5 protein-coding genes are annotated in these 6,093 nt (G+C 60.2%); 4 read left to right on the top strand and 1 reads right to left on the bottom strand.

Translation table 11 applies throughout. The features are described 5' to 3' along the window. Positions 1 to 97 precede the first annotated feature (97 nt). Positions 98 to 394: a hypothetical protein gene (locus AB0O71_RS15295; RefSeq protein ID WP_363746706.1), complete on the top strand. Its 297-nt coding sequence runs from the start codon at positions 98 to 100 to the stop codon at positions 392 to 394. Continuing rightward, positions 391 to 1,128, top strand: coding sequence for a methyltransferase (locus AB0O71_RS15290; RefSeq protein WP_363746704.1), 738 nt, complete (start codon positions 391 to 393; stop codon positions 1,126 to 1,128). The genes AB0O71_RS15295 and AB0O71_RS15290 overlap by 4 nt, the downstream gene beginning before the upstream one ends. A gap of 83 nt (positions 1,129 to 1,211) precedes the next feature. Here the strand turns inward: AB0O71_RS15290 and AB0O71_RS15285 are convergent, their stop codons facing one another. Further along, entirely contained in the window at positions 1,212 to 1,496 is a 285-nt protein-coding gene (locus tag AB0O71_RS15285; protein WP_363746702.1) for a DUF6112 family protein, read from the bottom strand. Positions 1,497 to 2,165: 669 nt separating this feature from the next. On the opposite strand from AB0O71_RS15285, the gene AB0O71_RS15280 reads away from it, so the two are divergent. Both AB0O71_RS15280 and AB0O71_RS15275 read left to right on the top strand, forming a co-directional pair. After that, positions 2,166 to 4,106, top strand: a complete 1,941-nt coding sequence (locus tag AB0O71_RS15280; protein WP_363746700.1) for a TOPRIM nucleotidyl transferase/hydrolase domain-containing protein — start codon at positions 2,166 to 2,168, stop codon at positions 4,104 to 4,106. Positions 4,107 to 4,110: 4 nt separating this feature from the next. Continuing rightward, positions 4,111 to 6,090, top strand: a complete 1,980-nt coding sequence (locus AB0O71_RS15275; protein ID WP_363746698.1) for an ATP-dependent helicase — start codon at positions 4,111 to 4,113, stop codon at positions 6,088 to 6,090. Positions 6,091 to 6,093 lie beyond the last annotated feature (3 nt).

Genomic DNA, 6,093 nt, shown 5'->3' with positions numbered 1-6,093 from the left:
GGAACTCTTTGGGGTAGCGAGGGGGCATAGGTTCATCCTTCCAGGCCAGCAGAAACTAGCCATGTTGAATGTCACCTAAACGTGCATCAGACCCCTCATGAAGAAGGCGAGTGAGCGATCCCTGGTGCTCGTCATGCCGAAAGCTAACCCAACGAGCTCTGAGCTAGTTAAGGCGGGGGCAGAGGCGCACTACTACGGTGACGCAGACTTCAAACTTCGAAGCAGGTTCACGGTCGTTAACTCGAACAGGGGTGACGCGTGGGTGGCTGTCGGTTATGGACGCAAAGGTGCGCACATGATCCGGGAATTCCATTCCAGCGACGACCCGACGCTGAACATGGCAAAGGATCTGATCGACATTGCACGCCGTCTTGCAGAGAAGGGAGCACGTTGACCGAGCCAGTGAGGTTCTACGATCGCAAGGACGAGACTGCAATCATTCGCGAATGGGACTCGATTGCTCCGATCCGGGATCGCCAGGTGGCTTCACATCAGGACGCGTCGTATGAGCGCGTCCTCGAACCGTGGATCCTCGGAAGGGTTGATCGCTCTACCGCGCATAGTATCGTCGACGTGGGGTGCGGGACGGGGAGGCTTACATCCAAGTTGCGGCTCCGAGCTGACGAAACAGTCGGGATCGATCCGAGTGCGGTGAGCATCAGACTGGCTCGCGCGCACGATGATGCGACGCGATTTGACATCGCTACGGCCGAAGATTGGGTACGTTGCGACTCCGAGGCGCGATTCGACTTAGCTGTGGCGAACATGGTTCTCATGGATGCGCTTGATTTGGATGGGATTGTCGGTGCCCTCGCGACTCTCGCGCGAGGTGGTGGAGTGCTCGCAACTATTGCTCATCCGGCCTTCTGGCCGATTTACTGGGACTATGCGGGCAGCGACGGTTTCAGTTACCTCGATGAGACCGTAGTTGAAACCCCGTTTAGGACAAGCTCCAAGTCTTACGGGCTAGTAGCTACTCATGTTCACCGGCCTATTGAAACGTACCTAAGTTCATTTAATCGGCACGGGCTAGTAGTGACGGCTTTCGAAGAGCTGCGCGGGCCGGAGAGCATCGAGAAGTTCCCCTATCCGCGGTTCATTGGCATCGAAGCATCAGTTCTGCCGTGAGGCTGCCGTAGCGAAGGAGATCCGCAAGGTCATGATCGCGCAGCGGCCTAGAAGGAGTCGCCGAGGCGGAGCAAGAAATTGATCTAAGCGATGCCTTCGCCCGCGAGGGCGGCGGCTCCGAGTGCGAAGAACACGCCGACGTTGCCGCGCTGCGCGATCTGCGCGTTCCCGGTCGAGGAAGCGATGGCCCAGGCGATCGCGGAGATGATGAGCATCAGCACCGCGACGATCAGCACGAATCTGAGCAGCGCTCCCACGATCGGCACGAGGGTCGATTTCCCGCCGACGCCGCTGAAAGCCGGGTACACATTCTCCGACGCGACCCTCGTCGAAACGACGGCCAGGAGCGGGACGGTGAGTGTGTCCATGAGCGGTCTCCAACAGGCAGGGGTGTGGGCGGGCACCCGTCAGGTGCGCCACCCGCACGCAAGCCCCTTAACTAGTTCGGCGGCGCAGACGGGGCTACCACCGATCGGTGCTTCGATACCTTCGACGCCGCGCTCCGCCAGCTAGGGTTCGGCGTCGACTGTGTCTCCGCTGCAGGGGTGGACTTGGCGGTGCAAGTGGGGGGGGGGGGGGAGTGGCCGCTGGAGCCGACATCGCTGATGCGCTGCCCCGCCGTGACGCGGTCGCCCGCGGAGACGTGGATGCCGTGCGCTTACATGTGCACGCATATCGTTGCGACCTCCTTGCCGCGGAGGGTGTGCTCGATGGTGATCTGCCCGGAGAACCCGTCCTCTAGCCCGCATAGGTCACGACGCCGTCAGCGAGAACGAAGATCGGCCCCGTCTTAAGCTGGAAGCTACCGGCAGCCTGATTCTGGTCGCTACGGGCAGCCAAGATCGCACCCGGTAAGGACCACCTCGGTCGTCCGCCATTTATAGGCACAGGCGGAGCCTTTAGAAGTGGTGGACGCTGTAGCGAAGCGCAGAGGTTTAGCCCCACGCCGAGCTCGCCCCGACTACCGGGTTCAGTTGCCAGATAGAGTCACTACCAAATCGACAACTGTGAGGTGGGTCCCGTTGCACATTGAGTCAATGCGTCTGCGGAACTTCCGTTGCTTTAGCGACGAATCGGTGCCAATTACGCTTGAATCGGGTCTTACTGCGCTCATCGGTACCAACGGGACGGGGAAAACTGCCGCTTGCCTGGCTCTACAGCGCATGTTCGGCATTTCCTCAGAGGAGCGCACCGTACGCCTCGATGACTTCCACGTGCCCGCCACCGAGATGCCCGGGGTCACACCAGAGACACGCGAGCTGACGATTGAAGTCGTGCTGGCTTTCCCCGAGCTGGACGACAGCGATCTCGATGTCACGGCTGTACCTGATTTCTTCAGGCGCATGGCGACAGATGCAGAAGGGCAGATGAAATGCCGCATCGTTCTCGCAGCGACCTGGTCCAGTGACGGCACGATCGATGGATCTATCGAGACTCGCCTCTTCTCCGTCGCCTCTCTGGACGAACACTACCGCGAGGACGAAGTTCATGCGCTGCCGGCTGCTGAGCGGTCCCGAATCCAGTTTGTCTACGTTCCAGCCTTCCGTGACGGATCAAGACAGGTATCCGCGTTCCTTCGAGGTCGTTTGTGGAGGGCCGCAGTATGGTCACCGGAGCTCCGGAACCTGGTCCGTGACGTGGCAGCCGACGTGAGTAACCAGTTCCGCCAGGAAACCGCGACGAAAACCGTGGAGAACGCGTTCGGGAAGCGCTGGGAAGAACTGCAAGGGGCTGGCACGCACTCGAAGCCACGTTTCCAGCCTCTCGAACCTGACATCGACCAGTTTCTCCGCGGCGCCGAGCTCGCCTTTGAACCCGACCCGAGCAGTCCCGCCCGCCCAGCGCGCCTCTTGAGCGACGGGCAACGTTCGCTGCTTCACTTAGCTCTTACGACAGCCACACTCGACCTCGAGCGCACGATCACTACAGGTCCGACATCGGGATTCGATCCTGATGCCACCTATATCCCTGCGCTGACGATCCTTGCAGTCGAAGAACCAGAGAACAGCCTCTCGCCGTACTATTTATCCCGCATCATCCGTCAGCTACTCGACCTGGGCGAAACCCCGCGCGTGCAGACGCTACTTTCAAGTCATTCGGCAAGTGCTCTTGGCCGTATCGACCCGCGCTGCGTCCGTCATTTCCGCCAGGATTCTGACACCGGCGAATCAACCGTCCGCCCGATCAAACTGCCCCAAGGTGACGCCGCGGCTGCGACATACATCCGTGAAGCAGTAAGGGCGCACCCCGAGCTCTACTTTGCCCGGTTCGTTGTGCTCGGTGAAGGGGACTCCGAGCACATCGTCATCCCCGCGCTGGCACGTGCTCTCGGCGTCGAGCTTGACCCGTCGTTCGTTGCAATGGTCCCGCTAGGCGGACGTCATACGCATCACTTCTGGAGACTCCTGACGGATCTGCAGATTCCCCATGCCACATTGCTTGACCTTGACCTTGGCCGGGCCGGAGGCGGCCCCGGCCGGCACAGGACCGCGATACTCGACCTCGAGGCCAACGGCATTCACGTCCTGGACGGGCTCGACGGCTACGACACGGTCGATGACATCACCGACGACACCGAGCTCAAGGACCTCATGGGGGTGCGGGAGGCGCTTCGCCGTTACGGAGTGTTCTTTTCCTCGCCCCTAGACCTGGACATGCTTATGCTTCGGTACTACCGGAGCGCCTACACAGAGCTGAAGGACGGGCAACGGGGGCCCGACTCGACTGACGCAGCCAAGACCGTCCTTGGAGACGGCGGGACCGCGCTTGGCAAAAATTACTGGAGTCCGCAAGGCGAAGACCTGAGCAACGAGCGCAAAGAACAATTACGGTGGTACCGCTATCTCTTCAGTAATCGCTCGAAGCCGGCGACACACCTCGTCGCGCTGAGCCGGCTGACCGACGAAGAGAAGAAGGCCGGTGTCCCCCCGGTGCTTGAAGCCTTGATCGAGTTCGTCCGGTCTCGCATCATTCCCTAGCAGCATGGACCGCCGACAGAGATCAACTGCGACATGGCAGCCGATAGGGGTCCCCGGCCTCGAGCCTGCTGCGTGGGACGCACTCCGTCACCCAGGCAGCACTGCGGTGACCGCGGGACCTGGTGCAGGGAAGACCGAGTTCCTCGCGCAGAGAGCGACATACCTCCTGCAGACCGGGCTCTGCCCGGCGCCTCAGAAGATCCTCGCGATCTCCTATAAGCGAGAATCGGCAGCCAACCTCGCCAAGCGTGTTGCCGCCCGCGTTCCCGAGGCAGCGCATCGCTTCGAATCCATGACCTTCGACGCGTTCACCAAGGGCCTCGTCGATCGATTCGCACTCTCTCTCCCATCGGCCTGGCTTCTCAACGGGCGTAGCTACGAGGTCGGATACTTCAATGAACGTGAGATTCGTGCGTTCCTCGAGGACCTCAGCAGAACGCAGCCGCCGTGGCTTCAATCTGAGATCATGGCGATCCAGCCCAGCCGGTTCCTCCCCGACATGGTGGGCACATTCGCACTGCCGGAAGACCCCAGACGAAAGTCCAACTCAGCCCACGATTTCGCGGTCTTGAGGTGGTGGTGGCGGCACTACGGATCCTCAGAAGCGCCTGTTATCGACTTCACGATGCTCAACCGCCTGGCCGAACTCCTTGTGAGATCCAGCCCGCAGATTCTGCGGGGGTTGCGTGCAACCTACCCGTTCGTGTTCGTTGACGAATTCCAGGATACGACTGCCGCGCAGATCACATTCTTGAGCACGATTTTCGGTCACCCGGGCATCGTCGCTACAGCAGTCGGCGACAGCAAGCAACGCATCATGCGCTTCGCTGGCGCGCTTGAGGACGCGATAGGCAGATACGAAACCGACTTTGCGGCCAAGCACTTCGCGCTCACCTGGAACTTCCGTTCCTCAGCCGATCTTGTCGCTGTACAGCATCGAGTCGCAACGAGCATTGACCCAGCGACCGTGCAGACCGAGTCCCGGGCTAAGAGTGAACCTGACCATGTCCCACTCGCAATCTGGTTATACCCCAACCCCATGAAGGAGGCCGAGCACCTCGCGCAGTGGATCGCGGATGACATCGATTCATCTGCCCGGACCAGCGCTGACTTCGCACTCATTGCTCGGCAGAAAGTAGCCGAGCTTGAGCCCACGTTGATAGCCGCATTTAAGAAGCATGGCCTCTCCATACGTAATGACGATGCACAATGCGGAAAGCTCAAGCTGCAAGATCTGCTCAAGCACGATGCCATCCGCTTCGTAATTGGCCTACTCACTCTTGCAGCACACTCCGCCGGGCATGCAGGAACCTGGACGGACACACTGACCCTGCTCCGACGCGTCCGCGGCGGCGAGGGTACAGAAGAAGCCGAGCGGCGGCTGTCCGATCACCTGAGCTCACTGATCGGTGACCTGAGCGCGTGGCTGAGCACTAACGAGGTTTCAGAGACGGACGCCGCAGACATCGTGGAGTACACCGTCAGCCTCATCGGCACCGAGGCGCTCGCGGGATTCGTGCGCGGACAGAACGATGGAGGTCACCTCGAACTACTCCTGGAAGCTTTCGAGGCAAGGATTAATAGCGTAAAAGACGGCTCCGAAAGCTGGCACGAACTCATCAATAACATCGAAGCCACGGACTCAATCGCGCTTATGACAATCCACCGAAGCAAGGGCCTCGAGTACCACACGGTGATAATCACAGGCCTCGATGATCAGCAGTGGTGGTCCTACCAAATGGATCCTCGTGAGGGGAACTCGACGTTCTTCGTTGGACTGTCCCGCGCGGCCCACAGGCTCGTGTTCACAACAACTCGTCACACAATGCCGAATAGCAAGATCAGACCATTACTGAATCTTCTCGAAGAAGCAGGTGCAGAAGTACGAGAATGTGGCAGATCGTCTGAGTTGGTACGCCTAGTCCACCCAGTTGGTACCCAATTCCGGAGGCCTGGTGCTGTCGCGCGTTTTCGGGTCTTCTAGGTG

Source organism: Leucobacter sp. NPDC077196 (assembly GCF_040687075.1).
In the GTDB taxonomy this organism is placed as follows: domain Bacteria; phylum Actinomycetota; class Actinomycetes; order Actinomycetales; family Microbacteriaceae; genus Leucobacter.
Note: the sequence above shows the minus strand (reverse complement) of the source record. Positions and strands in the feature narration are given on the sequence as shown.